17 protein-coding genes are annotated in these 26,159 nt (G+C 68.4%); 10 read left to right on the plus strand and 7 right to left on the minus strand.

Going from position 1 to position 26,159, the window contains the following annotated elements; all coding sequences use genetic code 11:
• Nucleotides 1-159: 159 nt before the first annotated feature.
• The 4 genes from PK98_RS01965 (at nt 160) to PK98_RS01980 (ending at nt 7,230) form a co-directional block, all read left to right on the plus strand.
• Nucleotides 160-2,691: a TonB-dependent receptor gene (locus PK98_RS01965; protein ID WP_039093887.1), complete on the plus strand. Its 2,532-nt coding sequence runs from the start codon at nt 160-162 to the stop codon at nt 2,689-2,691.
• Nucleotides 2,688-3,866 carry a YdcF family protein gene (locus tag PK98_RS01970; protein WP_235425363.1) on the plus strand — a complete coding sequence of 393 codons (1,179 nt, stop codon included), beginning with the start codon at nt 2,688-2,690 and terminating at the stop codon, nt 3,864-3,866. Before PK98_RS01965 ends, PK98_RS01970 begins: the two co-directional genes overlap by 4 nt.
• A gap of 225 nt (nt 3,867-4,091) precedes the next feature.
• Nucleotides 4,092-6,878, plus strand: coding sequence for a TonB-dependent receptor (locus tag PK98_RS01975; RefSeq protein WP_039096113.1), 2,787 nt, complete (start codon nt 4,092-4,094; stop codon nt 6,876-6,878).
• A gap of 142 nt (nt 6,879-7,020) precedes the next feature.
• On the plus strand, nt 7,021-7,230 hold the full coding sequence (locus PK98_RS01980) for a hypervirulence associated TUDOR domain-containing protein (protein ID WP_039093890.1): 210 nt from the start codon (nt 7,021-7,023) through the stop codon (nt 7,228-7,230).
• A 24-nt stretch (nt 7,231-7,254) separates the two neighbouring features.
• Here the strand turns inward: PK98_RS01980 and PK98_RS01985 are convergent, their stop codons facing one another.
• The 3 genes from PK98_RS01985 to PK98_RS01995 all read right to left on the minus strand — a co-directional run bounded on the left by PK98_RS01985 (nt 7,255) and on the right by PK98_RS01995 (nt 11,079).
• Entirely contained in the window at nt 7,255-9,420 is a 2,166-nt protein-coding gene (locus PK98_RS01985) for a TonB-dependent receptor (protein ID WP_039093891.1), read from the minus strand.
• A 2-nt stretch (nt 9,421-9,422) separates the two neighbouring features.
• Nucleotides 9,423-10,601 (minus strand): PepSY-associated TM helix domain-containing protein, encoded by a 1,179-nt coding sequence (locus tag PK98_RS01990; RefSeq protein ID WP_039093892.1) that lies wholly within the window; start codon nt 10,599-10,601, stop codon nt 9,423-9,425.
• 70 nt (nt 10,602-10,671) lie between these two features.
• A complete protein-coding gene (locus PK98_RS01995) occupies nt 10,672-11,079 on the minus strand; it encodes a hypothetical protein (RefSeq protein WP_039093893.1) in 408 nt (135 codons plus the stop codon).
• A gap of 64 nt (nt 11,080-11,143) precedes the next feature.
• Here PK98_RS01995 and PK98_RS17195 point away from each other — a divergent pair, with 64 nt between their 5' ends.
• A complete protein-coding gene (locus PK98_RS17195; protein ID WP_162835545.1) occupies nt 11,144-11,320 on the plus strand; it encodes a hypothetical protein in 177 nt (58 codons plus the stop codon).
• A gap of 38 nt (nt 11,321-11,358) precedes the next feature.
• Entirely contained in the window at nt 11,359-12,069 is a 711-nt protein-coding gene (locus tag PK98_RS02000; protein ID WP_039093895.1) for an SDR family NAD(P)-dependent oxidoreductase, read from the plus strand.
• Between the two features lie 42 nt (nt 12,070-12,111).
• Here the strand turns inward: PK98_RS02000 and msrB are convergent, their stop codons facing one another.
• A complete protein-coding gene (msrB, locus tag PK98_RS02005) occupies nt 12,112-12,549 on the minus strand; it encodes a peptide-methionine (R)-S-oxide reductase MsrB (protein WP_039093897.1) in 438 nt (145 codons plus the stop codon).
• 217 nt (nt 12,550-12,766) lie between these two features.
• Here msrB and PK98_RS02010 point away from each other — a divergent pair, with 217 nt between their 5' ends.
• The gene (locus tag PK98_RS02010; protein ID WP_039093899.1) at nt 12,767-16,612 is read left to right on the plus strand and encodes a LamG-like jellyroll fold domain-containing protein; all 3,846 of its coding nucleotides are present in this window, start codon (nt 12,767-12,769) and stop codon (nt 16,610-16,612) included.
• 40 nt (nt 16,613-16,652) lie between these two features.
• Here PK98_RS02010 and PK98_RS02015 read toward each other — a convergent pair whose 3' ends face one another.
• Nucleotides 16,653-19,778, minus strand: coding sequence for a helicase-related protein (locus PK98_RS02015; RefSeq protein WP_235425365.1), 3,126 nt, complete (start codon nt 19,776-19,778; stop codon nt 16,653-16,655).
• 111 nt (nt 19,779-19,889) lie between these two features.
• Nucleotides 19,890-20,270: a winged helix-turn-helix transcriptional regulator gene (locus PK98_RS02020; protein WP_039093902.1), complete on the minus strand. Its 381-nt coding sequence runs from the start codon at nt 20,268-20,270 to the stop codon at nt 19,890-19,892.
• Between the two features lie 93 nt (nt 20,271-20,363).
• Between PK98_RS02020 and PK98_RS02025 the strand changes: the two genes are divergently transcribed.
• Together PK98_RS02025 and PK98_RS02030 are read left to right on the plus strand one after the other, a co-directional pair.
• Nucleotides 20,364-21,425 (plus strand): SDR family oxidoreductase, encoded by a 1,062-nt coding sequence (locus PK98_RS02025; protein WP_039093904.1) that lies wholly within the window; start codon nt 20,364-20,366, stop codon nt 21,423-21,425.
• 202 nt (nt 21,426-21,627) lie between these two features.
• The gene (locus tag PK98_RS02030; RefSeq protein ID WP_039093906.1) at nt 21,628-23,025 is read left to right on the plus strand and encodes an L-serine ammonia-lyase; all 1,398 of its coding nucleotides are present in this window, start codon (nt 21,628-21,630) and stop codon (nt 23,023-23,025) included.
• Between the two features lie 17 nt (nt 23,026-23,042).
• Here the strand turns inward: PK98_RS02030 and PK98_RS02035 are convergent, their stop codons facing one another.
• Nucleotides 23,043-24,773: a M20/M25/M40 family metallo-hydrolase gene (locus PK98_RS02035; protein ID WP_081995997.1), complete on the minus strand. Its 1,731-nt coding sequence runs from the start codon at nt 24,771-24,773 to the stop codon at nt 23,043-23,045.
• Between the two features lie 154 nt (nt 24,774-24,927).
• Between PK98_RS02035 and PK98_RS02040 the strand changes: the two genes are divergently transcribed.
• Nucleotides 24,928-26,019: an AI-2E family transporter gene (locus tag PK98_RS02040; protein ID WP_052207904.1), complete on the plus strand. Its 1,092-nt coding sequence runs from the start codon at nt 24,928-24,930 to the stop codon at nt 26,017-26,019.
• Nucleotides 26,020-26,159: the final 140 nt, after the last annotated feature.

A 26,159-nucleotide genomic window follows, 5' to 3' on the forward strand; every position in this document is an offset into this window, starting at 1 on the left:
TGACAGCGCTGCGATGGTCGCAGCGACTTGCCGCTGAATTCTTCTCACAAATGTAAGAAATCCGGTCGATCCGACACGGACCCGTCACAAACCGGCGCCACTTGCGCCTCACGTGCCGCCAGCAGGGTGGCGATGCACGCCGATGCGACAAGGGTCACAATGTACAAGAACATGCCCGTTTCCGGTGCCGCGATCATCGCGATCAGCGCCTCCATGACCGCACAGGCGCAGGACGCCGTCACACAGGCTGGCGCCGCCACGCAGGCCGATGCCCGCGCCGCGGCGGCAGGGACCGGCACCGCGACGGACAGCCCGGCGGGATCGGAAATCATCGTCACCGGGGCCGCCCGCGCGCAGCGCCGGTTCGATGCGTCCTACGCCATCAACACGCTGAACCAGGACACGATCGCCAAGATCGCGCCGCTGAACTTTGCGGACCTGATCGGCCAGCTGCCCGGCTTCCAGACGGAAAGCACGGGGGGCGAGGTGCAGAACATCTATCGTATCCGCGGTCTGCCCAACGATGGCGGGTTCGTCTCCTTCCAGCAGGACGGCCTGCCGTTGTTCCACGAGAATGACGGCGTGTTCTTCCGCGGCGACGCGATCCTGCGGCAGGACATCATGACGCAGCGGCTGGAGGTCGTGCGTGGCGGGCCGGCACCGGTCTTCGCCAGCTATTCCGGCGCGATCATCAACGCCATCACCCGCGAAGGCAGCGATACGCCGGCCGGCGGTGCGCAGGTGACGCTGGGCGACACCGGCCTGTACCGGCTGGACGCATACCAGTCCGGCCCGCTGGGCAACGACACCTACTTCGCGGTGGGCGGGTTCATCCGCCATCACGATGGCTACCGCGACAACGGCTTCCCCAATGATCGCGGCGGGCAGATCCGCGCCAACATCCGGCACGATCTGGCAAACGGCTTCGTCAAGCTGAGCGCGAACTACGTCAACGACAAGAACGTGTTCTACCTGCCGATCCCGATCGCCGATCCGCGCAATCCGTCGGTCAGCCTGGATCCGTTCATCGACTATTTCGACGGCACGATGAACTCGCCCGCGTTCCGCAGTGTGACGATTCCCTATCGCACCGGCACCGGGCAGACCGACAGCCGCACCACCGATCTGGCGGATGGGCGCCACATGCGCGTGTTCAATGCCGGCCTGCAGTACGAGGCGGAGTTCGATGACTGGCTGGTATCCGCCAAGCTGGGCTACACGCAGGGCAAGAACCGGTTCACCGCGTTCTATTCCACCACCAACCCGGCCGATGCCGACGTGTTCGCCGCCGGATATCGCGCCCGCGCCGCCGCCGCGTTCGGCCCGGTCGTGTCGTTCGGCTACACGCTGGCAGGCACGAACGACGTCTACCTGCCGGACGACGACAGCGGGCTGGTGATGCAGGGCCAGTATCGCGACGTCGCGTCGGACTTCTACTCGGCGCAAGGCAACCTGTCCGTCGCCAAGCGGTTCGAGACGGCGCTGGGCAGTCATGACATCACCGTGGGCCTGTATGGCAGCCTGTACGGAATGGACCGGTTCTACGCCTACCAGAACTACCTGATCGAGGTGGCGGGTACGCCGCGCACGCTGGACCTGGTCGCCTACAACGCCGGCGGGGCGGAGGTCGGCCGGGTGACCGATAACGGCGTGCTGAACTATGCCGCCACCCTGAACGGCGGCGACAGCGATGCGCAGATGTTCGCCATCTACGCCAACGACACCTGGGAGATCGTGCCCGGCCTGCGCATCGATGCCGGCATCCGGCACGAGGAATATGACTATTCCGGCTATGGCGCGCTGACCGAGCAGGTCGATCTGGGCGACCGCACCACGCTGGCCGACGATGCCACGCGCGGCTTCACCGGGCGCATCCTGAACCGGGAGATGAAGACGAGAGCGACCAACTGGACGGTCGGCGCCAATTACGACTTCAGCAACGTGGTCGGGATCTATGCCCGCGCTTCGCACCTGGAGACCCCGCCCAACGTGCAGTCGGTCATGGAGGTGAACCCCAATCCGGTGTTCATCACCACGATAGCGGACCAGTACGAAGTGGGTCTGAAGCTGGCGAGCGGCCGGTCGTACCTCTACGCCACCGGCTTCTATTCCAATTTCGACCCGCTGAACGCTTCCTTCCTGGCGTTCGATCCGACCACGGGCCGCAACGACGTGAACGTGCCCTTCATCGGCGAGGCGCAGATCCTGGGCGTGGAGCTGGACGGTGCATTGTCGCTGACCTCGTGGTTCACGCTCAACGGCGCGCTGACGATCAGCGATCCCAAGTACAAGAACTTCCAGTCCGCGACCGGCGCCGACCCGGAACAGGTGGAAGGCAACCAGATCACCCGCCAGCCCAAGGTGTACGGCAACATCCGTCCAACCTTCGACTTCGCGGTGAACGACACCGATGTGTCGGTCTATGGCCGTTACACCTATATGGGGGAGCGGTTCGTCGACCTGTACAACAACACCGCGCTGCCGGCTTACGGCACGGTGGGTGCAGGCATCACGGTCAACCATGGGCCGTGGCAGGTGCAGGTCGTAGGCGACGACCTGTTCAACGAGCGTGGCCTGACCGAAGGCAATACCCGCACGGACTCGCTGGCAGGGCAGGGCAATGCGGAGGCGATCTATGGCCGCCCGATCTTCGGCCGCAATGTTCGCCTTGTCGTGGGCCTGGATTGGTGAGCGCGCTCCGCCTGATGGTGCGGGCGGCGCTGGCCGCCGCCTGCGTCTTTTCCGGCCCCGTGCTGACGCAGGCGGCGGAGCCGGTCGCGGTGGAGGATGCGGCATTTGCCGCATTGTCGCAGCGATTGTTCCCGCTGTTCACCGCGTTGGCGCAGGACCCTGCGGCCATGTCGGCGCTGATGACGGACCCGGGCACGCGGGACATCATGTCCGCCCGAGCTACGCGGCAGGCCACCTGCCGGCAGGACACCGGTTGCGTCGCCCAGGCGCTGCTGTGGCAGGAGGCCGAGATCGCCACGCTGGCAGCGGCGCTCCCCGCCACGCTGCCGGCCTTCGACGATGGCGTGGCGGCGCAGGCCACCCGCGAGTTGCAGGGCGTGAACGTGATCCTGGGTACCTATGGCCTGGGTCAGGTGCCGGCGTATCCGGCAATCGACGGCGCAGGCGTGCTGGACCCGGCCGAGCGGCGCGCCTGGCTGCAGGCGGCACTGTGGCTGTCGGGCACCCCGCGCGGCGGTTCCTTGCAGGGGATGGACCTGTCCTTCGATTTCGCGCTGGCCCTGCTGGACGGCAGCACGCGCACCGATGCCGTGGCGCACCTGCCGATCGAAGGCGGCATGAACGAGGCAGCGTTCACCCGGGCACGCAGGACGGACTGGGGCAAGTACCGCTACACCGCGCTGATCGTCACCGGCATAGGGCCGGAGCTGGCCGACATGCCGCTGAGCCCCGGCGGCAAGTACCACCTGCGCCTGGCCGCTCAGCAGTTCGCCGCCGGCGACGCGCCGTTCATCATCGTATCGGGCGGGCGTGCCCATCCGTTCAACACGCGCTTCACCGAGGCGGTGGAGATGCGCACCGCGCTGATCGAACGCTATGGCATCCCCGCCGACCGGATCGTGATCGATCCGCACGCCCGGCATACGACCACCAACCTGCGCAACGCCGCCCGCCTGCTGGTGGCGATGGGTGCGCCACTGGAGCGGGACACGCTGGTCGTGTGCAATCCGGTGCAGAGCGCCGCCATCGGCAGCCCGGCCTTTGTCGAGCGCAACCAGCGTGAGCTCGGTTATGCGCCGGGCGTGGCAGGTGCGCGGATCAGTCCGACGCTGCTGGCATGGCGACCCGACGCGGCCTCCGCCCGGATCGACCCGCGCGATCCGCTGGACCCCTGACCAGCCTCCGGAGAAGTGCGGCCACCGCGCAGGCGCAGTAGGGAAGCCAGGTTGCCTGAAAAGCAGGCACAAAGCGCGGCAAATGTGCAACAATGCCATCCCAAACTGTGCGGTGCGCCACCACAATCTGAGATTGACAGCTAGGCAAGGCGGCATGGTGGGGTTAACCCGCCCTCAGGATCGGCGGTCACAGAACCGCCAACACTTCAGAGGATGTTCTCCGCCATGCGTTCCACGCCCCTCGTTTCGGTCACCCGCACGTCTGTCGCCGCCCTGGCGATCGCCCTGGTGACAGCCCTGCCGGCCGCGGCGCAGGATTCCTCCACCCAGGCCGCCGGTGAAGCGACGCCGACCGAGCCGGTTGCCGACGCCCCAGCGGGCGACGAGATCGTCGTCACCGGCATCCGCGCCTCGCTTGCCAGCGCGCTGAGCGCCAAGCGCGATTCCGCGCAGGTGATCGACGCCATCTCTGCCGAAGACATCGGCAAGTTCCCCGACAAGAACATCGGCGAGGCGCTGCAGCGCGTCACCGGCGTGCAGATCAGCCGTGCTGGTGGTGAAGGGCAGAGCATCTCCATCCGTGGTGCCGAGCCCGCGCTGAACCGCGTGGAGATCAACGGCCAGACGGCCCTGTCGACCAATGTCGGCGGTGGCCGCGCGGTCGAATTCCGCGACCTGCCGGTGGAATTCGTCAACCGGCTGGAGGTGGTGAAGTCCGCCACTCCCGACATGACCGAAGGCGGCCTTGGCGGCACCGTGCGGATCATCACCCGCCGGCCGTTTGACGGCAACGGCGAGTCCTACGTCGCCGGCTCCGCCCAGGCGATCTACAGCGAGCTGTCGCAGCGGATTGACCCCAAGTTCGCGCTGATCGGCAGCACGCTGTTCAACAACGACACAATGGGTCTGCTGGTCTCCGCCACTTACGAGGAGCGCAGCCTGTGGTACGACCAGCTGCGCACCACCGGCTGGCGCCAGATCGACCGCAATCCGGCGGTCGCCGGCGTGCAGGCGCTGGACCTGAACAATGATGGCGTGGGCGACTTCTACCCCGACATCCCGCGCCCGATCATCAACCGCGAGCTGACCAAGCGCGGATCGATCAACGGCATCTTCGAATGGCGCCCGACCGACGATCTGCGCATGTTCGTGGAAGGCACGCACACCCGCTCCGACATGGAGCTGGACAGCCAGTTCCTGCAGCTGGGCACGGTGCAGAACATCATCAATGGCGGCGTGGACCCCAGCCGGACCGTCATCGGCCCGGACAACACGGCGCAGAGCGTGACCTTCGTGGGCGGCGTCGCCGCACCGGGCGGGCTGAGCGCTGCGTACCGCAACATCCTGGGCACGCAGGAGCGCCGGACCACCAACGCGCAGGCCGGCTTCGAATGGACGACCGGCCAGCTGACGCTGAGCGGCCGCGGCAGCTATGCCAAGGCGCGCGCCTTCAACGACGAGGTCAACGCGACCGCCACGGCGCAGGGGCTGTCCTCGCTGACGATCGATTACAACAACGATCAGAACGCGCCGAACATCACCCTGCCGATCGACCCGACGACCGCGCAGGGCATTACCCAGCTGATCGTGCTGAGCCGTCCGCGGTTCAACAACCAGGAAGAGATCGGCGGCAAGCTGGATGCCGAGTATGAGCCGACCGGCGGCTTCTTCACCTCCTTCAAGGTGGGTGGCCAGTACCGCAAGCTGACGGCCGACAGCATCTATTACGACAAGGCACTGACGCTGAACGGCGTGACTGGCCAGACGACCCTCAACAACTTCAACAGCGGCGTCAGCGCCACGGTTGTGCAGTCGACGGAAGTTCCGCTGGCGCTGATCCAGCGCATCCAGGGCATCGTCGCCAACAACGCCACGCTGGGCGACCACGACTTCTTCGGCGGCGCGAACCTTGGCTATGATGGCGGGATCCGGCGCTGGGTGAACCTCGGCATGAACCTGGCCGATGCCGTGGGCGTGCCCGATGCCTATGACAATCCGGTCCCGCTCGACACCTGGGAAGTGAACGAGGACAACTGGGCCGGTTATGCCCAGGCTGCATTCGAGGCCGATCTCGGCGTGATCGTGAAGGGCGTTGTCGGCGCCCGCGTGGTCGACACCAGGACCACCTCGGACGGGTTCCAGGTCCAGGGCGGCAGGGTCACCCCGGTGTCGTTCGATGGCGGCTACACGGAATTCCTGCCCTCCATCAACCTGACGGCAGAGCTGATCCCGAACCGCCTGCAGGCGCGCGCCACTGCCACCGAGGTGCTGGCCCGTCCGCTGCCGCAGCAGCTGGCGCCGCGCTTCACGCTGGATGTCGTCGGCCTGACCGGTTCGCGCGGTAATCCCGATCTGCAGCCGTACCGCGCCCGGCAGTACGATCTGGGTCTGGAATACTACTTCAACAACGTCAGCTATGTGTCGGCGACCTACTTCCGCAAGGAGATCGGCTCGTTCGTGCAGAACGTGACCGAACCCTACACCGATCCGGCAAGCGGCGCTGTCTATGCCATCAACGTGCCGTCCAACGGTACGCAGAAGGTGACGATCAACGGCGCCGAGGTTGGTGGCCAGTACATCTTCGACTTCCTGCCCGGTCCGCTGGCCAATCTCGGCCTGCTGGCGAACTACACCTTCTCCGACGATAGCGGTTACGAGGAAAAGGACTTCTTCACCGGCGGTCCGCTGTCCTTCCCGGGCCTGTCGCGCCACAGCTACAACGTGTCGGCCTTCTACGAGGACGACGTATTCAGCATCCGTGGTTCGTACAACTGGCGGTCCAAGTACCTGATCACCGCGCTGGGCCGTGGCAACAATCCGGAATTCGGCGAGGCGTATGGCCAGCTGGACGCATCGGCCGGCTACAACATCAACGAGAAGGCTTCGCTGTTCGTGGAGGCCGTGAACCTGACCAATGCGGTGCGGATCGAGAACGCCAACAGCGAATATCGCCGCACCATCCTGGAGACGTTCGGCCGCCGCTTCTATGCCGGCATGCGCCTGCGCTTCTGACCTGACGCATCTCAGTGCTGAGATGGTTGAGGCGGTCCCGATGGGACCGCCTTTTCCATGTCCGCGGTACGGAACGGACCGGCCCATCGCTCGCTGTCAGGGCGAAGTATCGCCGTGTCCGGCGATGCCGGGAGAGTATCGCATGACCAAGGACCTGAAAGCCGGCGATCACGTGAAGTGGGACACGCCACAGGGCGAGACGACCGGCAAGGTGGTGAAAAAGGAAACCGGCACCACCAAGGCCGGGGGTCACACCGCCAAGGCCAGCAAGGACGATCCGCAATATCGGGTCAAGAGCGACAAGTCCGGCAAGGAAGCCGTGCACAAGCCGGACGCCTTGAAGAAGAAGTGATGCGGCTGTCCGCCGGCCGTGCGCTCAGAAATGCACGGCCGCGGACACCTCCACGCTGCGCGACGCGCCGATATAGATGTCGGTCGCGCCGTAGCCGGAATATTCGCCATAGAACGCATCGGTCAGGTTGCGACCGCGCAGGGCGAGCGTCAGCCGCGGCGTGGCCTGCCAGTTCACCGCCGCGTCAAAGGTGGTACGTCCCCGCACGAAGATGGTGTTCGCCGTATCGGTGTAGAAGCCGGAGACGTGGCGGATGAACCCGCTGAGCGTCACCGGCAGACGCGGCAGGATCCAGGCGACATTGGCCGCGGCCGTGGTCGACGGCACGTTCACCGGGCGATTGCCGGTGCGCACCGCGCCGCCGGCCTCTACCAGATCGTCATATTGCGCGTCGGTGTAGGTGACGGTCGCACCCATGGTCAGCTGGCGCGTGGCAGATGCGGCCAGCGTCAGTTCCGCACCTTGCGAGGATTGCGTGCCGCCTTGCACGGTCAGTTGCGGATTGGCGGGATCGCGGGTCAGGATATCGTCCTGCACGATGCGGTAGGCCGCGCCCGTCAGGGTCAGCCGTCCGTCCAGTGCATCCGCCTTGAACCCGGCTTCGTAGGAATACCCCTTGGTCAGGCGGAAGCTGGTATTCGCGATCGATTGCAGCAGGATGGAAGACACCGGCGTCACGGCAGTGGTGTATTGTGCGTAGAGCGTGATCGAAGGCCGCACGGCATAGCTCGACCCCACGCGCCATGAGAATGGCCGGTAGGTCGGGCTGGCGCGCGTGACCGGGGCCGGCGTGACCAGCAGGTCCGTGATCGAGCGGTCCAGCTCCATGTCATCGAACCGCGCGCCGCCAACCAGCAGCCAGGCGGGCGTGATGTTCAGGGCATCCTCCGCAAAGACCGAGACGGTGCTCAGGCGTGAATCGAAGTTCACGTTGGAGGCGCGATAAAGCGCGCCGTCCGTGGGAAAGGTGCCGACCACCGGCGCGAACGGGTCGACCGGGCGAACCAGCTGGTTGGTGGCCGTTTCCCGCAGGCTGGCGAAATCCGTGTGGTTGTATTCGGCGCCCAGGGTGAAGCGATTGCGCATGCCGGCGATCGTACCTGCATTGCTGATGGCGAGGCGGCCATTCCAGAACCGGTGGTCGTGGGTGAAGCGGGTGAGGCCGCGCACGAAGCTGCCATCGGGGAAGGCGCCGTTCGGCGGGGCGAAGGTGCGGGTGCCGTTGTTCAGGAAGTCCCGCTCGGCATCGTACCAGATCAGGTCCGTCGCCAGTGCCCAGCCGTCGCCCACCCGCCAGTCGATGCGCGATCGCAGCGTTGTCTCGGTCGCGCCCGACGTGCCGCCTTCCGGGGTGTAGTTGCGGCGGCGCAGCGCCCGGTCCACCACCAGCCCGGCGTCGCTGCGCACCACGGCGCTGGCATCGCGAGCAAAGGCGGCGGGGATCAGCGGTGCGCCCTGATATGGCGTGTCGTAGCGGTCGGCATAATTGTCGATCGCCAGCAGGACGGACAGGCTGGCCGAGGGCTGGAACAGCAGGCTGGCAGTCAGCCCGTCGGCCACCGTGCGGTTGCGCTCCACATCGTACAGGCTGTCGGACCGCATGTGGCTGGCATCGGCGCGCAGCGCCACGGTGTTGCCGAGCGGCAGGTTGGCTCCGGCGGCGACGGTCAGCGTGTCGAAGCTGCCATGGCTCGCAAGCGCGTCAAGGGCAGCGGCATCAAGGCGCGGCTTGCGCGTCACCTTGTTGATCACGCCGCCCAGCGCGCCTTCGCCGAACAGCACGGAGGCCGGGCCCTTGATCACCTCGACCCGGTCGAAGTGCCAGATGCCGGTGTCCCGCTGCACCACGGTGGAGGCGGAGATGCGCACGCCATCCTGCAGGATCGACACCACGTTGCCGGCAAAGCCGCGCAAGGTGATGACCGCCGGGTTGCCGGGCACGTTGCCGGCGATGGCGCCCGGGACCTCGGCAAAGGCCTCCCGCGCGGTGCGTACCCCGCGGAACTGCAGCTCGGCCTGGTCCAGCACCTCCACGGTGGCCGGCGTCTCGCGGAGCGTCAGGCCGAGCCGGCTGGCGGTGTCTGCCTCCCGGTCCAGCGGCTTGCCGGCGGCGGTGACGATGATGCTGTCCTGCGCCGCGGCGGGGGTGGCCAGCAGCGCCACGGCGATGGCGATCGGGGAAGCACGCATGGTCAGCAATCCTGTTCGATGGGGTTGGCGGCGCGGTGGCGCTGGCGCCAGTGGAGCAGGCCGGTGATGAAGAGGGCGGCGGGTACCAGGCCAAGCAGCACCGCTAGGATGCGGGTGGCGAGCCCGCCGACGGAGCCGTCATGCAGGACGCGGATCCAAGCATTGACGCTCGTCGCGGCATTGCCCCGGCGGATATCGTGCACCGCCAGCACCTCCCCCGAATACTGGTCGAGATAGATCGAGCTGCCCGGAAAGCGGGCATGCGGGTCGCCCGGCACCTGCACGCGGATGCGGATCGGATCGCTGCCGCCATCGGGTACGTTGATGAAAGCCAGCCGGGCATCCGGCAGCGCCCAACGCGCGGTTGCGAGCGCCTGCGCGATGCTGACCTGCTGTCCGCTGGCGGCGGTGGAGATGGGGGAGGGCACCGGATCGGGCGTGGCGATGGTGGCGGTGAACAGGGCCGCCTTGATGTCTGGCAGCGCCAGCAGCGCGCCGGTGGCGGCCAGCAGGACCAGCAGGCCGGCGCTCCACAGGCCGAAATGCTTGTGCAGGTCTCGCAACCGGCGCAGGCGCCCGGCAGGCCGCTTGAAGGCCAGCGCCTTGCGCCAGCTGCCGCGCGGCCACCAGGCGGCGATGCCGGAAAGCAGCAGCAGCAGGATGACGACACCTGCCCAGCCGACGATCTGCATGCCCGGATCGCCCAGCAGCAGGTCCATGTGCAGCCGGTACAGCCAGCTCATCAGGTAGCCGCCCCATGGCTGGCTGCGCAGGATGCGCGTGCCGTCCGCGGAGAACCACACCATGTCCCGCCCGGCGCCGTGATGGCTGCCATGCTGTGCACCATCCGCGGGGTAGTAGTAGCGGGCCGGGATCGGTCCGCCGTGATGCGTCACCTCCAGGTTCCAGCTGCCGCCTCCATACGGATAGTGGGCGCGCCCGGTGGCCAGGGCTGTATCCCATACCGGGGACTCCCAGCCGGGGGCAGGGCTGGCGGGCTCATTCCGGGCGATCGGGTGAAGCGTGTCGTCCAGCTCCACATAGAAGACCAGGGCCGAGCCGGTGAGGCCCAGCAGCACGAACAGCAGGCCGGCCGTCAGGCCGAGCCACAGATGGAACTTCCGCACGATCTGGCGGAGGCGGGGCAGGCGCGTGCGCTGGTCCCGAGGAAGATAGGGCAAGGATAGTCTCCGGCATGGCAGGGGCGCGCACGGTGCGCGGCGGCCGGAGACGGTCGGTCAGCTCCGGCGTTCAGGCCGGCAGCGGAGGTCCGCGCAAGGGCGGTGTCAGGAAGGCCAGACGCGGCGGCGCAGGCACGGCCGGCGGAGGGAGGGCGAATTCGGCGAACAGCAGGGCCGGCGCGGCGAGGTCCGGCCCCTCGCCATCGGCCAGCGCCGGGGCGGCGGAAGCGGCGAAGGGGCACGGGCCATCATCGGCACCGTCCGGTGCATCGGACGCCGCCTTTGCCGGAAGATCGATGGTGATGGAGGCAGGGCCTGCATGCGACGAGGCGGCGGTGCACAGGGCCAGCGTGATCTGCCCCCCGGCGGACACCGGCATGAGGCCCGCCGGCAGCGCCAGCCGCATGACCAGCGCGCATGCCAGCAGCAGGCCGGCAAGCAGCGCGTGGGTCCGGCCGAGATGGCGCAGGCGGGTCATGGGGGCCGGCATAGAAGGTCCGGCAGCGCTTGCCAATCGCCGCGACCGTGCCGATAGGCGGCGGATGGTTGCGCTCGGATGCCTGCTGCTGGTGGTGCTGCCGCTGCTCGGCTTCATGGGCGGTGCGTACCTGGGTGGCGGGAATGCGACATTGTGGGGCGCGGGTATCGGCCTGGTGCTGGCCGTGGCGAGTTGCGCCTTGGCCGGCTACGCGCTGGTGCAGGCCAGTCGGCGGCGGTAGCCGGACCATCTGTTGCTTACCAACGAAGGCGATTTCCCATGAGCAAGGCCCCTGAAACCTCCGCAGTCGTGATCGGCGCATCCGGCGGCATCGGCGGTGCGCTCGAAACGGCGTTGAGCGAGGAGGACGCGTTTCACACGGTCCACGGCTTTGCCCGGTCGCGCAGCGGGGCGCAGCACCTGGACCTGCTGGACGAAGGCAGCATCGCGGCCGCCGCGGCGCATGTCGCCAGCGGACCGCCGCCGGCGCTGGTGATCGTGGCGACGGGCCTGCTGCACGCCAGCGACAAGGGGCCTGAAAAGGCATTGCGCGACCTCGACCCGGTCTGGCTGGCGCAGGTCCACGCCGTCAATGCGATCGGCCCGGCACTGGTGGCGAAGCATTTCCTGCCGATCATGCCGCGCACCGGGCGGGCGGTGTTTGCCGCACTCTCCGCGCGTGTCGGTTCGATCAGCGACAACCGGCTGGGTGGATGGCACGGCTATCGGGCATCCAAGGCGGCACTGAACATGCTGATCCGCAACCTCGCCATCGAGGAACGCCGCCGCAACGACCGCGCCATCGTGGTGGCCCTGCATCCCGGCACGGTGGATACGGGGCTGTCACGCCCGTTCCAGGGCAATGTGCCCGCCGGCCGGCTGTTCACGCCCGACCGCGCCGCCCTTCAGCTGCTCGACGTGATCGAGGGGCTGAAGGTCATCGACAGCGGCAAGCTGTTCGACTTCGAAGGCAAGGAAGTGTCTCCCTAGACCGACAGGCGGCGCCGCGCCGGACGATGGACGCCGTCGGCCTTATTCCACCTGATCGAGATAGGCGCCGTAGCCTTCGGCCTCCATGGCATCGCGATGCACGAAGCGCAGCGATGCGGAGTTGATGCAGTAGCGCAGCCCGCCGCGATCGATCGGCCCGTCATTGAACACATGACCCAGATGGCTGTCGCCATGGGTCGATCGCACCTCCGTGCGGATCATGCCGTGGGTGGAATCGCGCAGTTCGCTGACATGCGCCGGCTCGATCGGCTTGGTGAAGCTGGGCCAGCCGCACCCGGATTCGAACTTGTCGGACGACGCGAACAGCGGTTCGCCCGAAACGATGTCCACATAGATGCCGGGTTCCTTGTGATCGTTATACTCGCCGGTGCCGGGGCGCTCCGTCCCGCTCTGCTGCGTGATCCGGAACTGCTCCGGCGTGAGGCGCCGGACGGCTTCCTCGGTCTTCTGGTACGCCATCTTGATCCTTCCAGCTGATGCACCCGCCGTGGAAAGGCGATGCGCTTTGGTCATTGAACGCACCGGGCGGCTGCCGGTTCAAACGTGTCGTCAAAAGGTAGTGGCGCCGGATCCGGCTGACGAGGGGTTGCCCCCTATGACACCGGTATCTAAGCATGTGGTGAAACGGGATCAGCCGCCACCTGCCGGCAAGAAGCTGACCCGACGAGAGGTAAGCATGTCCAGATTCCCCCACACCTCCCTGGCCGCGCTTGCCCTGGCGCTCGCCGCATCGCCCTTGCAGGCGCAGGACACCGGCGCCGCTGCCGGACCTGCCGCACCTGCACCCGGCCTGCTGTTCCATGCCTCGCTGGATGACACCTTCGATGCCGATGCGGCGCAGGGGCAGGCACAGCCGGAGTTCCGCAGCGGGATGAGCATCGTGCCCGACGGCGCGGTCGGCGGCGCCGCACGCTGGGCGGATGAAGGCTATGTGGCGTGGAATGCGCGCGGCAACATGCAGGCGGCGCGGGGCACGCTGGGCTTTTTCTGGCGCGCCCGCGAGCCGGTGGGGGAGGCGCCGTTCAACATCTTCCGCGCCAGCTTCTCCGACCACAGCAGCTGGGACATGGCGTTCCTGCGGATCGACTGGAACGGGCACGGCTTTGATGCCTTCGTCACCGATGCCAACCTGTCCCGCGTGCGCGTATCGTGGCAGATGCCGGAGCGGCCCGCCCCCGACCGCTGGCTGCACATCGCCTTTGCCTGGGACGAAACGATCGGGGTGCGCCTGTTCGTGGACGGGCAGGAGGTCGCGCGGCGCGACCAGCAGGCTGACCTCGACAGCGGGCTGGACGGGTTCGGCCTGGCCGGGCGGGTGCTGTCGCCGCATCAGGTGCAGAGCCGCTACAACTTCATGCGCGGTTCGGACGTGGACGAACTGCGGGTCTATGACAGCATCCTCGATCCGGCGGCGATCGCCGCGTTGGCCGCGCGGCAGGATCCCGCCGCCGGCCCGATGGCGGCAATCCTGCCGGACGAACGGGCACGGCGGGCGGCGTGGCTGCACCGTTATGGCTGGGACCGCGCCACACCACCCGTGCTGGCGGATGCGGTGACGCGGGTGCGCAAGGTAGAGTTCGCCGATGCGCGTGACCTGAAGCAGTGGATGTGGAAGGGGGTGGACGGCATCGCCGAAACCACCTGGCCCGGCGTGTACAACCGGTCCCGCCTGACGGGCCGCAACGACTACTTCCAATTGCCGGACTGGAACACCTATGCCGAGGGCGGGAAGAGCTACGTGCTGACCGTGCCCGATGGCGAGCAGATCAACCGCATCGAGCTGCGCGGCGCAGCCTATGGCACGCTCGACTGGACCGGTCCGGGCGGGCGCGCGGAGGAGCTGGCGCAGCGGCCCGAAGGCGTGGTGCGCAGCGTCACCGACTTCGCCCCGCGTACCGGCGGCACCATCCGCCTGACCAACCGGATGCAGGAGCAGCCGGTGCAGGAGCTGTGGGCCTACGATATCGGGGCCGGTACCGAACCGGCGGGCAGCTTCGGGCTGTCCTACACGGTCGATCCCGCCGCCTCGATCGACCTGGCGGCGCTGGCGCCCCTGCGCGGCTTCATCGCCGGGCGCCTGCCCAGGGAGGAGCGCAGCACGGTTGTCGCCCTGCCGACCGGCGGTATCCGTGTCGCGGTGGGCGCGGGCAGTGCCACCGATGGCGCGGCGCTGCGGGTGCGCGGCGATGCGCCGGTCGCGCATATCCTGATCCCGTCCAGCTTCGGCAATGCGGAGCCGGACCGGCCGATCGCGCGGGCTTGGGATTACGGGTGGGAAAACCTGCATGACGGGCTGGACGGCGTGGCGATCGACCTGCCCGCACTGGACCTGCCGGCAGATCCGGACGGGCGCATCCCGCTCAACATCCGGGTCCGCGATCCGCTGTGGCCCGAACGGGACATGATCGACCTGTCGGTCTCGGTCCGCCCGCGGGAGGCACGGACGCTGTGGCTGGACCTGCGCGACCGCATCCTGCCGGCCAGGTCGATGCTGATCAGCATCGCCTCCGCCAATGCAGGCTTCACCGCCGACCATCTGAAGGGCGCCAACATCCGGCTGGTGTTCAAGCCGCGCGACCAGGCCCTGACCGAGCATGTCGCCGACCGCTTCAACCAGGTGAAGGACAACTGGGCCTTCCTGGTGGAGGAGCACACCGCCTCCAAGCGGGCCAGTCTGTACAAGCGGCTGTACGCCGACATCACCGACCTGCTGGCGGCCGATCCCGAGCACGAACAGGGGCGCGCCTACTGGTCGGACATCAACTACCGGCCGGAGAACATTCCCGTCGTCACCATGGCGGAGCCGCCGGCCGGCGTGCCGCTGTGGGCCTTCCGCCAGGTGGAGGACCTGAAGCAGGTCCGCCAGTTCATCGAATGGTGGATCGACGAACGTCAGGTGCCGTATGGCGATTTCGGCGGCGGCCTGTCGGATGATACCGACCTGGTCCAGCAATGGCCGGGCGTCGCGCTGATGGGCATCCTGCCGGACAAGATCAACGCATCGCTGCGGGCGGTGTCGGACGCGGTCTATCGCGACGGCATGATCACCGATGGTCTGGGGACGATCGCCACGGACGAGCTGCACGCCTACGAGGAAGGGCTGAACAGCAATGCGGCACGGCTGTACCTGAACTGGGGCGAGCCGCTGGCGGTGGAGCGGATCATGGACAATGTCCGTGGCCTGTCGCGCGTGATCCTGCCCAATCCGACCGGACATCTGCACTTCGCCAGCAGCTGGTACGGCGCGACCGCCATGTATCGCGATCCGCATTGGGAATGGCAGAAGCCCTATGCCTTCACCGTCATGCACGGCCCGATCCTGCTGGGCATGTTCAACGGCGATCCGACCTCGCGCGGGCTGGTGACGGGGCTGGTCGACGGGTTGCTGGCGCATGGCAAGCAGGGGGCGGACGGCAGCTGGACCTATCCCAACGAGATCAACTGGCGCACCGACGAGGAGCGGCAGGGCGACGGCGGCGGGGCGACCCTGCCGTTGCAATCCGCCTTCGCCGCATGGCGCTTCAGCGGCGACCAGCGGTATCTGCAGCCGGTCACCGCGCGGCTGGCGCGCAGCGCCGGTGGCGCGGCGGAGTTCAACGAGAACCTGTTCGACCTGCTGCCGGATGGCGCGGCGCTGCGCGGCCGCATTGCCCGTGGTGCCGGATCAGGCGATCCCTTTGCACGCTATGCCGCCTGGGCGGAGACCGGTGATACCGGACAGCTGAGCGCGCTGCATGCCGATGCGATCGCACAAGGATCGCAGCGGATGTACATGATGACGGAAGGGCACTGGTGGTCCGACCGGGTCGAGCTGCCGAGCCAGATCCTGCAGCGCGAGCGGCTGGGCGGTGTGGCGCTGGGCCGCAACCAGACGGTGCCCGGCAACACGGTCAGCTGGCGCTTCGCCGAGGAAGGCGCGGCGGAGCAGGTCGCGATCCTGATGCCTGGCGCCACGCGCGACCGCTTCCGGGTGATCGCCTGGAACATGTCGGACGTGCCGCAGGCGGCGCTGATGGACAGCTGGAACGTCACGGCCGGGCAGTGGACGATGCAGGCCGGCACCAGCGCGGACGAGGGCAGGACGGTGACCGCGACCGGGCCGGCCGACACCGTCACGCTGGAGCGGGGCGCGCAGGTGCCGGTGACCTTCGCGCCGGGGACAACGACCGTGCTGGACTTCCAGCTGGTGCAGGCGGGCACGCCCGTGGAGGGCCGGGCCGATCTGGGCATCGGGCCTGCCGATCTGCGTCGCCGCGGATCGCGGCTGGACGTGACGGTGCACAGCCTGGGGGCACAGGCGACCGCCGGCGGCGAGGCCCGGCTGGTGGATGCGGGCGGCACGGTCGTGGCGCGCACGGCCATTCCGCCGCTGGAGGCACCGGCCGACCTCATGCCGCGCACCGCGACCGTCCGGCTGCAGGTCCCGCGCGGGAGCGAGGGGCTGCGGGTGGAGGTGGCACTGCCGCAGGATGCGCCGGAGGTGACCCGGCGCAACAACAGCGTGGCCGTACCACAGGACTGAGGTGGAGCAGGGGAGCGGTCCTGTGCCGCTCCCCGTCTGTTCAGGAGACGTCCGCGACAAGTTCCGTCAGGATCGCTTCCGCGCGGGTCAGCCGTTCGTGTGGCTCCTGGATCGTCTCGCGCAGCAACAGGCGGCCCTTGGATTCCTCCAGCCCAGCCGCGGCGGGATCGCCGGCAAACTGGCGGTGCGGGGTGAAGGCGATCGCGGCGGGGCCGGCATCGATCCGCTCGATCCGGACATCGCGCGCCAGCACGCGCAGACGGGCGAGGGCGAGCAGGTGCCGGGCGTCTTCCGGCGGCTCTCCGAAGCGGTCCGTCACCTCTTCCTCGAAGGTGTCGAGTTCGTGCAGGCTGCCGAGGCGGGCCAGGCGGACGTAGAGGCCGATCCGCACATCCTCCTCCGGGATCCATTCCGGGCTGATCCGCCCGCCGACCCCGAAGTTGAGCGAAGGTGTCCAGATCTCGACCGGCTCGCCACGCGCGGTGCGCAGCGCGCCTTCCAGCATATGCTGGTAGAAATCGACGCCGATCAGCTTCACATGGCCGGTCTGTTCCTCGCTCAGCAGGTCGCCGGCGCCGCGCAGGTCCAGGTCGCGCGCGCTGATCGCGAAGCCTGCCCCCAGCCGGTCCAGCGCCTGTAATGTCTTCAGCCGGGCCAGGGTATGCGCCGCGATCTCCGCCTTTGGATCGGTCAGCAGGTAGATCTGCCCCCGCCGCGCACCGCGCCCGACCCGGCCGCGCAGCTGGTGGAGTTGCGACAGGCCGAAGCGGTCGGCGCGCCAGACGATCATTGTGTTGGCGCGCGGCACGTCCAGACCGGATTCGATGATGTTGGTGGCCAGCAGCACGTCGCCATCGCCGGCGGCGAAACGCACCATCGCCTCGTCGATCTCGGCCGCCGGCAGCTTGCCATGCGCCTGCAGCAGGTCGAGTTCCGGCACCAGCCTGCCCAGCTGTTCGGCCATGGGCGCGATGTCCTCCACCCGCGGCACGACGACGAAGCTCTGCCCGCCGCGGCTGCGTTCGCGCAGCAAGGCGGTGCGGACGGTCTGCGGGTCGAAGGTGTCCACGGCGGTGCGGATCGGCTGTCGGCGGGCGGGTGGCGTGGCGATGACGGACAATTGCTGCAGACCGATCAGTGCGCTTTGCAGCGTGCGCGGGATCGGCGTGGCGCTCAGCGTCAGCACATGGCCCGCGCCGAGATCACGCAGTTTGGCCTTGTCGGCGGCGCCGAACTTCTGCTCCTCGTCGATGATGGTCAGGGCGAGGTCATGATAGGTGACCGCCTTGCCCGCGACCGCGCCGGTGCCGATGACGACGTGGATCGATCCATCCGCCAGGCCGGCAAGGGTCGCCTTCTTCTCCGCGGCCGGGGTAAAGCGCGACAGGCCGGCGACGGTGATGCCGAGCCCGTGGAACCGGGCGCGGAAGCTTTCCAGATGCTGCCGGGCGAGCACGGTGGTGGGCGCCGCCACGGCCACCTGGCTGCCACCGAGCGCGACGATCGCGGCGGCGCGCAGCGCAACCTCCGTCTTGCCATAGCCGACATCGCCGACCACCAGCCGGTTCATCGGCTTGCCGGAGGCGAGATCGTCGCGCACCGCGTCGATGGCCCGGCCCTGGTCTGCCGTCTCGGTGAATGGAAAGCCGGCCACAAACCGTTCGTAGGCGGCGGCATCGGGCACCAGTTCCGGGGCGGAGCTGGCCAGCCGTTCCTCCGCCAGCGCGATCAGGCCGCGCGCGGTTTCCGCCACCGCCACGTCCACCGCACGACGCCGTTTCTCCCAGCTCGATCCGTCGAGCTTGTCCAGCGTGACGGCATCCTCGTCCGCGCCATAGCGCCAGATCCGGGCCGCCTCCGCCACCGGCACCATCCGCCGCGCGTCATTGGCGAAGCGCAGCACGACTGCATCATCACCTTCATCCGCCAGCGGCTCCAGACCGGCGACGACGCAGACACCGTGATCCTCGTGCACCACCACGTCCCCGACATGCAGTTCGCCCATCGCGAAGATCTGGGCGGCGTCGGCGGAGGGCGCATCGATGTCGCGCTGCGCTCGGCTGCCGAGCAGGTCGGCGGCGGTGATCGCCACCAGCCCGTCATGGCGGAAGCCACGGCGCAGCGGCATCTCCATCATCAGCAGCGCGCCGGGCGCCGCGGCCATGGCGTCAGCCCAGCTGCGCACAGGCGCGGGATCGGACCCGAGCGCCTTGGTCACGCGGCGGGCAAGGAAACGCAGGTCGCGCGGGCTTCCGAGCAGCAGCACGCGGTCACCCGCCTCGATTGCCTGTCCGGCGAAGGTCTTCAGGGCGCGCAGCGGCCATTTGCGTTCCACGAAGCGTGGCGGCGGGTCACCGGCATCGTCCGCAGGATCAAGCACGTCACGGCCATCCAGCGCGGCGTTCCAGCGCTCGCCCGGGCATACGTCGCGCACCGCCCGTTCGGGGCGGCGCCGGACCGCGTCCTCCGCCAGCGCGAGGAAGCGCTGCCGGCGGTCCTCGGCACCGGGCTGCACGGCGATCCGGGCACCGGGCAGATGGTCCGGCAGGGTGACGGGATGGCGCAGGTCCGGCTCGCTTGCCCGGCCGACCTCCAGCCTGTTGCACTCGCCATGGGTCAGCTGTGTCACCGGATCGTACGGGCGGATGGAAAGGATGCGTCCATCCTGCACTTCGATCCGGTACGGTTCCCCGGCATCGGCCGGGTAGAGGTCGATCACCTGCCCGCGGACGGCCATCTCGCCAGGCTCGTCCACCCGGTCATCCAGCACGTAGCCGCTGTCGGCCAGGATGGCCGCGAAGGCCTCCACCTCGATCTCCTGCCCGTCACGCAGGATCGGCGGGGCGGCGTCGAACTCCTCCGGACGCGGGTACAGCCGCGTCACCGCCTCGCCGGTGGTTACCAGCGCGATCGTCGGGCGCTCGGCCCCGGACAGGGCGGCCCGCACGCGGCGCAGGGCTGTCGCGCGCTGGCCCACATTGGCCGGGGAGGGCGGCGCGCTGTCACCCGGCAGGGCATCGCTGCCCGGGCAGAACACCACCACCGCATCCGGGGCGCCGGCCGCCAGCGCCCGTGCCAGTTCCGCCGCATCCGGATCGTCCCTGGTGATGACGAGGAGGTCACCGTCTTCCAGCGATGTGAGCAGTCCGGCAACAATGTCGCTCACTCCTGCATGAGCTTCCGATGACTTCGCTGCCAAGCTGCTATCCTTTGAAGATGGATAGGTTGAACCCGGCAAAATCGGCGGCGTTCCGGTGCGGCGACGATTGAGCCCGGCTTACGTCCGGCGTGAACCCGGGCGCGGCACCAGCTGGTCCAGCGCATCGGCATTGTCCCGGCCCCAGCCATAGAGCAGCTCCACCGGCTCGACGAAGCGGCGACCCAGTTCGGTCAGGCGGTACTCGACCGCTGGCGGCATCGTGCTCCGGACAAGCCGGTCCAGCAGGCCGCTGCCTTCCATGTCGCGTAGCGTCTGTGTCAGCATCTTCTTGGAAATACCCGGCAGGCTGCGCTGGAGCACGCCGGTGCGGGCTGCACCGTCATGGCGGGCATGCAGCGTGTGCAGCACCATGCTGGTCCACTTGGTCGCAAACAGTTCCAGCACGCGGCGCGGGGCGCAATCCTCCCGCCAGTCGTCATCGGGGGTTCCGGGCTGCATGTGGTTACCTCCTGGTGCCTGGGGACGTGAATGGTGCCGTCTAGAACCACGCCGGGCCGGTGCCTAGCTGTACGGCAACGAAGGAGTGTATTCATGGCGAAGACGGCATTGGTGGTGGGCGCGAGCGGGATCGTCGGCAGCGCGACGGCGAAGCTGCTGGCGGCGCAGGGCTGGACGGTACACGGCCTGGCGCGCCGACCCGGCGAACAGGCGGGCGTGCAGCCGGTTGCGGCGGATCTGCTGGACCGGGATGCGACGGCCGCGGCCCTGCGCGACCTGAACCCGGATGCGGTGTTCATCACCACCTGGCTGCGCCAGGACAGCGAGGCGGAGAATATCCGCGTCAATTCCGCGATGGTGCGCAACCTGCTGGACGGCCTGCCGAAACCGACCGGACCGCGCCATGTCGCGCTGGTCACCGGGCTGAAGCACTATCTCGGCCCGTTCGAGGCTTACGGGAAGGGCGCGTTGCCGCAGACCCCGTTCCGCGAGGAGCAGGGGCGGCTGGATGTCGAGAACTTCTACTACGCGCAGGAGGACGAGGTGTTCGCCGCCGCGGCGCGCGATGGCTTCAGCTGGAGCGTGCATCGCCCGCATACGGTGATCGGGCTGGCCGTCGGCAATGCCATGAACATGGGTACGACGCTGGCTGCCTATGCCAGCCTGTGCCGGGAAACCGGGCGGCCGTTCACCTTCCCCGGATCGGCCGCGCAATGGGCGGGGCTGACCGACATGACCGATGCCGGGCAGCTGGCGCAGCATCTGCTGTGGGCGGCGGAAACCGAGGCGGCGCATGACGAGGCGTTCAACGTCGTCAATGGCGACATCTTTCGCTGGCAGTGGATGTGGGGCCGCATCGCCGGATGGTTCGGGGTGGAGGCGGCGCCGTTCGACGGCATCGTGCGTCCGCTGGAGCAGCAGATGGCGGATGATGCCGGGGTGTGGCGTGCGATCGCGGAGCGTGAAGGGCTGGCGGAGGCGGACCTGACCCGGCTGGCCTCCCCATGGCACACCGATGCCGATCTGGGCCGACCGATCGAGGTGGTGACCGACATGAGCAAGAGCCGGCGGCTCGGCTTCACCGCGTACCAGCCGACCGAGGATGCATTCTTTTCCCTGTTCGAGCAGCTTCGGGCGGGCCGGCTGATCCCCTGAAGGAGCGATGCAGGCCACAGGATTGCTGCAGTAGCGAGATCGTGTGCCTGTACGGCAAGATGGTTGCATATCCGTCACTCTGACCGCGGAAAGCGCGCAAAATCGCCGGCGACATCAGGCATGATCACAGCTAAGGCTCGCTCATCAAGGGGCCGTGCTGCGGTCGTGCCAATCGTCGGGAGCATCACAGGCCGTGTCGCAAATGCCGGATGAGGAACTGTCCGCATCCCCGATCAGCGCGCTGGAGATCTTCTCCGTCGGGATCGGCCCGTCCAGTTCGCACACGGTCGGGCCGATGCGGGCCGCGCGACAGTTCATGGAAGCGCTGCCGCAGGCGCCACAGCGGGTGCGATGCGAGCTGTATGGATCGCTGGCGCTGACGGGACTGGGTCACGCCACCGACGTGGCGGTGCTGCTGGGCCTGTCCGGCCACAGTCCGGCGACCATCGATCCGGACGCGATGGCCGGCATGGTGGCCGATATCCGCCAGCAGGGCCGGCTGCTCAGCCGCACCTTCGATGGCACAGCGATCCCGTTCCAGGAGCGGGCCGATCTGGTCTTCCGGCTGGGCGAGTTCCTGCCGGCGCACTCCAACGGCATGCGCTTCACCGCCTGGCTGGAGGGGGTGGCGGAGCCGGTGGAACATTACTTCTACTCGGTCGGTGGCGGCGCGATCATGAGCGGGGATGCGGTATCTCTCACCCCGCAGGTGACGATGGCCGGACACAATGCCCGGCTGCCGTTCCCGTTCTGCTCCGGCGAGGAGTTGCTGGTGCTGGGCGACCGGGAAGGATTGTCCATCGCCACCCTGATGCTGCGCAATGAAGGTGTATGGCGCACCGAAGGCGAAACGCTGGCAGGGTTGGACCGGATCATCGACGTGATGGATGCCTGCGTGCAGCGCGGGCTGCGGCAGGAAGGGCTGCTCCCCGGCGGCCTGCGGGTCCGGCGGCGCGCGCGGGCGATCCAGCTGCGCCTGCGGCAGCAGGGCGCCAATGCCGGGCCGGCGCAGGTCTTCGAATGGGTCAGCCTGTTCGCGCTGGCCGTGAACGAGGAGAATGCCGCCGGCGGCCGCGTCGTCACCGCGCCCACCAATGGCGCGGCCGGCGTGATCCCGGCCACCCTGCTGTATTACCGCAAGTTCGTGCCCGGCGCCGACCGGGAGGGTGAGCGCACCCTGCTGCTGACGGCGGCGGCGATCGGCTGCCTGTACAAGAAACGTGCCTCCATCTCCGCGGCCGAGATGGGCTGCCAGGGCGAGGTCGGGGTCGCCTGCTCCATGGCGGCGGCCGGGCTGGCGGCGGCGCTGGGCGGGACCAACCAGCAGGTGGAGAACGCCGCGGAGATCGGGATGGAGCACAATCTGGGCCTGACCTGCGACCCGATCGGCGGGCTGGTGCAGATCCCCTGCATCGAACGCAACACGATGGGTGCGGTCAAGGCGATCAACGCCGCCTACCTGGCACTGCAGGGTGATGGCCGGCACATCGTCAGCCTGGATGCGGTGATCGAGACGATGCGCCAGACCGGGATCGACATGGCCAGCAAATACAAGGAGACGAGCCTGGGCGGGCTGGCGGTCAACGTGGTGGCATGCTGACCGCCGATCGCCCCTGATCAGGGCTGCGAGGCATTGCTCCGCAGCCGGTCCGCATTGCGGATCTGCGCAAATTCCGACCCTTCCTTCCACTCGGGCCAGACGTCGGACATGGCAAGGTCCCGCCCGACGTAAAAGGCGAGCGCGGTGTCCTGCGCGGCGCCGGTGAAGTCCAGTTCCGGGGTCCAGGCGTCGCAGGTCTGGTGGTAGCAGGCCATGTAGCCGTCCAGCCACGCCTGCCCGCCTGTGCGGCCGCCCTCGACCAGGTCCGGTGCGCCGCTGATCGCCATCAGCAGCAGGGTCGGCACGCCGCGCTTCGCCACGGAGAAGTGATCGGCGCGGTAGAACAGGCCGCGTTCGGGCAGGGTCTCGGGCGTGACCGTGCGGCCCTGCGCGGCGGCGGCACCGGTCAGCATGTCCTCCAGCGTGCTCTGTCCTTCGCCCACCAGCAGCACGTCGCGCGACGGGCCGCCCGTGTTCAGGATGTCCAGCGTGATGTTCGCCACGGTGCTGGCTGCCGGATAGACGGGATCGCGGGCATAGGTCTCGGACCCCAGCAGCCCGCGCTCCTCCGCCGTCCAGAAGCCGAAGGCGACGCTGCGCTGCGGCGGCGGGCCGGCCTTGAACGCACGCGCGATCTCCAGCAGGCCGGCGACGCCCAGCGCGTCATCATTGGCGCCGGGGCGGATGGTGCGCCCCTGCGCGTCCGGCGCGCCTTCGCCATAGGCATCCCAGTGCGCGCCATAGAACACCACCTCGTCCGGTCGCGTGGTGCCGGGCAGGCGGGCCAGCACATTGCGGCTCATCAGGCTTTCATGCGTGACCGGCAGGTTGGCGCTGAAGGTCGTGCCAAGCTCCACCGGGCGGAAGGCGGGCGTGGCGGCCTGCGTACGCAGGGTGGCGAGATCCTGCCCCGCTGCGGTGAACAGCCGGTCCGCCGCGGCACCGCTCAGCCAGCCCTGCAGCGCGAGCCGGTTCGTGGCGCCGGCCACGTCGTAATTCTCGCCACCGGGCGCGGTGACGGTGGACCACCCATAACCCGCGCCATCCGTGTCGTGCACGATCAGCGCGGCGATGGCGCCCCGGCGGGCGGCTTCCTCGAACTTGTAGGTCCAGCGGCCATAATAGGTCATCGCCTGCCCGCCGAACCTGTTTGCCGCTTCGTCACCGGTCGCGGCGCGGAAGTCGGGGTCGTTGATCAGGAACACCGCCACCTTGCCGGTGAGGTCGGCATCCTTGAAGTCGTCCCACCCGCGCTCGGGCGCGGTCACGCCATAGCCGACGAACACCATCGGTGCCTGCGCCAGCGTGATCTCGGACACGGGCCGCAGCGTGCTGAAGTAGATGTCTTCCCCCTGCTGCAGCGGCAGGGTGGTGCCCTGCATGCTGGCCGACAGCGTACCGGTCCCCAGCTGCGTGCGCAGCAGGGGCACGGCTTGCGTCCACGCGCCATCCGGGCCGCCGGGTTCGAGGCCGATCGCCTGCAACTCCCCGACCAGCCACTCGATCGTGCGCGTCTCGCCGGGTGTACCGGGCGCGCGGCCGCCGAACGGATCGGAGGCGAGGATGCGCACGTCGCGCGACAGGCGCTCGGCCGAGATGTCCGCATCAACCGCTGGTTCTGTCGCTGCGATGGTCGCGCAGGCGGAGAGCAGCAGCAGCGCCCGTGGCGCGATGCGCCTGATGCGCCGGGTGATCGGGCGGGCTGCGAGTTGGGGGTGGCGGAGCGTGTCGCTGGAAGGTGCTGTCATGGTCCCGGTCTTAGACCCTGCCGGCACGGGTTCAAGCCGATCTGCCGCCAAGGCGTCCGCGGGGAACTATCCTGACAAAGTTTACTTTATGCTCCACGGTCAGGCGCCAGTCGCGGCTGCGCCACTTCTTCTCTCCCGCAAAGGCAGGCTGGTCATGATTGTTCGTGGGCGTGTGGAGCGTGGCGGCCTGATCCTTGCTGTGGTGCTGGTCACCGTCGCGCTGGCCTTTGTAGTGTCGGGCTTCGTCGGCGCCTTGCTGTGGGCATCGCTGGCGGCGCTGCTGTTCCAGCCCCTGTTCCAGCGCATGCTGGCCCGGTGGCCGGGGCACCGCAACATCGCCAGCGCGGTGACGTTGCTGGTCATCACGGTGGCGGTCGTCATCCCGGCGCTGATCATCTCCAGCCTGGTGGTCGAGCAGGCGGCTGGCGTCTACACCCAGATCCGCAGCGGAGACATCAACTTCGCCACCTATTTCCAGCGGTTCTATGACGGGCTGCCGTCCCCCGTGCAGGGATTGCTGGACCGGTCCGGCTTCCAGAGCTTCGAACAGACGCAGGCGCGCATCACCCAGGCGGTCAGCAGCAGCGCCAGCGAGCTGGCCAGCCGGGCGCTGTCGATCGGTGCCAATGCCGCGGCCTTCCTGCTGGCGTTCGGCGTCGGGCTGTACGTCACCTATTTCCTGTTGCGCGACGGGGAGCATATCGGCCCCGCCGTGGTGCGTGCGCTGCCGCTGGAGCCGGAAGCGGCCGAGCGTCTGGCCGAGAAGTTCGTCGGCGTCGTGCGTGCGACCATCAAGGGTTCGGGCGTGGTCGCGCTGGTGCAGGGCGGGCTGGGTGCGGTGACCTTCTGGGTCGTCGGCCTGCCGGCGGCCCTGCTGTGGGGCGTGCTGATGGCGATCGCCGCCCTGTTGCCGGCCATCGGCCCGGCGATCATCTGGGGACCTGTCGCGGTCTACCTGCTGGCGACCGGCGCAGTGTGGCAGGCGATCGTGGTGGTCGCGTCCGGCGTGTTGCTGATCGGACTGGCGGACAACATCCTGCGCCCGATCCTGGTCGGGCGGGACACCGGCCTGCCGGACTGGCTGGTGCTGGTCACCACCTTGGGCGGCATCGATGCCTTCGGGCTGAGCGGCATCGTGCTTGGCCCGCTTGCCGCCGCCCTGTTCCTCACCTGCTGGCAAATCCTGTCGGAACAGCGCCTGGAGCAGCCCGGCCGCACGCCGGTGGCGCCATCTGTCGAGGAGTGAATGGGCGGGTTTCCGCTACCAGGGCGTGAACTCCGGCGGGCCGAACCGGCGATGGTCCGCGCCTTTCTCGAACGCTGCGGCGATCACGCCAGACCTTCATCGGGGAACCTCCTGACCGGGACGGTCGGCACCATCGTGCA

The sequence above is a fragment of the Croceibacterium mercuriale genome (genome assembly GCF_000802385.1).
Lineage (GTDB): Bacteria > Pseudomonadota > Alphaproteobacteria > Sphingomonadales > Sphingomonadaceae > Croceibacterium > Croceibacterium mercuriale.

Coding starts and splice junctions, on each gene's coding strand:
- PK98_RS01965 (WP_039093887.1), top strand. CDS start 160: ATGTACAAGAACATGCCCGTTTCCGGTGCCGCGATCATCGCGATCAGC.
- PK98_RS01975 (WP_039096113.1), top strand. CDS start 4,092: ATGCGTTCCACGCCCCTCGTTTCGGTCACCCGCACGTCTGTCGCCGCC.
- PK98_RS01980 (WP_039093890.1), top strand. CDS start 7,021: ATGACCAAGGACCTGAAAGCCGGCGATCACGTGAAGTGGGACACGCCA.
- PK98_RS01985 (WP_039093891.1), bottom strand. CDS start 9,420: ATGCGTGCTTCCCCGATCGCCATCGCCGTGGCGCTGCTGGCCACCCCC.
- PK98_RS01995 (WP_039093893.1), bottom strand. CDS start 11,079: ATGACCCGCCTGCGCCATCTCGGCCGGACCCACGCGCTGCTTGCCGGC.
- PK98_RS17195 (WP_162835545.1), top strand. CDS start 11,144: ATGGTTGCGCTCGGATGCCTGCTGCTGGTGGTGCTGCCGCTGCTCGGC.
- PK98_RS02000 (WP_039093895.1), top strand. CDS start 11,359: ATGAGCAAGGCCCCTGAAACCTCCGCAGTCGTGATCGGCGCATCCGGC.
- msrB (WP_039093897.1), bottom strand. CDS start 12,549: ATGGCGTACCAGAAGACCGAGGAAGCCGTCCGGCGCCTCACGCCGGAG.
- PK98_RS02010 (WP_039093899.1), top strand. CDS start 12,767: ATGTCCAGATTCCCCCACACCTCCCTGGCCGCGCTTGCCCTGGCGCTC.
- PK98_RS02020 (WP_039093902.1), bottom strand. CDS start 20,270: ATGCAGCCCGGAACCCCCGATGACGACTGGCGGGAGGATTGCGCCCCG.
- PK98_RS02025 (WP_039093904.1), top strand. CDS start 20,364: ATGGCGAAGACGGCATTGGTGGTGGGCGCGAGCGGGATCGTCGGCAGC.
- PK98_RS02030 (WP_039093906.1), top strand. CDS start 21,628: ATGCCGGATGAGGAACTGTCCGCATCCCCGATCAGCGCGCTGGAGATC.
- PK98_RS02035 (WP_081995997.1), bottom strand. CDS start 24,773: ATGACAGCACCTTCCAGCGACACGCTCCGCCACCCCCAACTCGCAGCC.
- PK98_RS02040 (WP_052207904.1), top strand. CDS start 24,928: ATGATTGTTCGTGGGCGTGTGGAGCGTGGCGGCCTGATCCTTGCTGTG.